The 1677-nt window shown below is 58.3% G+C and carries 2 protein-coding genes; both read right to left on the reverse strand.

The genetic code is table 11. The features are described 5' to 3' along the window. Positions 1 to 181, reverse strand: a 181-nt coding sequence (locus DXY33_RS00005) for a cupin domain-containing protein (RefSeq protein WP_136975400.1), incomplete at its 3' end; no start/stop codon positions are given. Positions 182 to 502: 321 nt separating this feature from the next. Next, entirely contained in the window at positions 503 to 1582 is a 1080-nt protein-coding gene (gene psbA / locus DXY33_RS00010; RefSeq protein WP_115131219.1) for a photosystem II q(b) protein, read from the reverse strand. Positions 1583 to 1677 lie beyond the last annotated feature (95 nt).

Here is a 1677-nt window from a genome sequence, read left to right on the forward strand (position 1 = left end):
CCCGATGCCAGCAACTGACGGCACCGGCGGGCAGCAAGAACAGAATGGCCGTCAAGGCAGATCGCTCGGCACCGTCCTGTCGTTGAACTTGGTCTGGACTGCGATGCAGCTCTCGGTACCAGCCCCCCTCTGGATGAGGCTTTAAGCCGAGGTGCTGGATCAGGGTTTGCGTTTTTCTCATGGCAGTCCGGCGCGTTGTCTCATGCTTTTCAGTTGCTGCTAGTCCCGGCCCATCCATAGGACTGCTCAGTCAATGCCCACCAGCAAAAGCGGTTGGTTCTTGCCTTGTCGAGGTTGCCTTGCTTCCACGCTGCTGAGTCGACGTAAAGCGTTGCTGAGGGGTTGGCAACCTCTGCACGCACCGAGTTGTGCAGAGAGGATCTCAGATGGCTCCTCTCTGTTGATGGTTGATTGGAGCTCAATTCTGAAAGCACAACAAAAAGCCCCCTCCGAGGAGGGGGCTTTCCGATTCAGTTGATCTGAATCGTTTGTTGATTCCAGATCAACCGATGGCAGGAGCCTGCAGAGCCACAGGAGTGGACTCAGCAGCAGCCAGGTCGAGGGGGAAGTTGTGAGCGTTGCGCTCGTGCATCACTTCCATGCCGAGGCCGGCACGGTTCAGCACATCAGCCCAGGTGTTCAGGACGCGGCCCTGACCATCAAGGATGGACTGGTTGAAGTTGAAGCCGTTCAGGTTGAAGGCCATGGTTGACACGCCGAGGGCGGTGAACCAGATGCCTACAACAGGCCAGGCAGCCAGGAAGAAGTGAAGGCTACGGCTGTTGTTGAAGGAGGCGTATTGGAAGATCAGGCGACCGAAGTAACCGTGGGCAGCCACGATGTTGTAGGTCTCTTCCTCTTGGCCGAACTTGTAGCCGTAGTTCTGGGACTCAGCCTCGGTGGTTTCACGCACCAAGGAGGAGGTCACCAGGGAGCCGTGCATGGCGGAGAACAGGCTGCCGCCGAAAACACCTGCGACGCCCAGCATGTGGAAGGGGTGCATCAGGATGTTGTGCTCGGCCTGGAACACCAGCATGTAGTTGAAGGTGCCAGAGATGCCCAGGGGCATTGCGTCAGAGAAGGAACCCTGACCGAAGGGGTAAACCAGGAAGACAGCGGAGGCTGCAGCGACAGGTGCGCTGTAGGCAACGCAGATCCAGGGGCGCATGCCCAGGCGGTAGGAGAGTTCCCACTCACGACCCATGTAGGCGTAGATGCCGATGAGGAAGTGGAAAACAACCAGCTGGAAGGGGCCGCCGTTGTACAGCCACTCGTCGAGGGAAGCAGCTTCCCAGATGGGGTAGAAGTGCAGGCCGATGGCGTTGCTGGAAGGAACAACAGCACCAGAGATGATGTTGTTGCCGTAGATCAGGGAGCCAGCGACGGGCTCACGGATGCCATCGATGTCGACCGGAGGAGCGGCGACGAAAGCGATGACGAAGCAGATGGTGGCAGCCAGCAGTGTGGGGATCATCAGCACACCGAACCAACCGACATACAGACGGTTGTTGGTGGAGGTGACCCACTCACAGAAGGCCTGCCAGCTGGAAGCGCCGGAGCGCTGCTGGAGGGTGGTAGTCATGAGAACGGAAAGAAATGTTCCCGAAGGAACGGTTTAAGGAAGGGCAGGAGAGCCCTGCCTAAAGGGGAGTGTAAAGGAAGTTTGCGCTGTGTGTC

This window comes from Synechococcus sp. N26 (assembly GCF_900473975.1).
Taxonomy (GTDB): domain Bacteria; phylum Cyanobacteriota; class Cyanobacteriia; order PCC-6307; family Cyanobiaceae; genus Parasynechococcus.

Coding starts and splice junctions, on each gene's coding strand:
- psbA (WP_115131219.1), bottom strand. CDS start 1,582: ATGACTACCACCCTCCAGCAGCGCTCCGGCGCTTCCAGCTGGCAGGCC.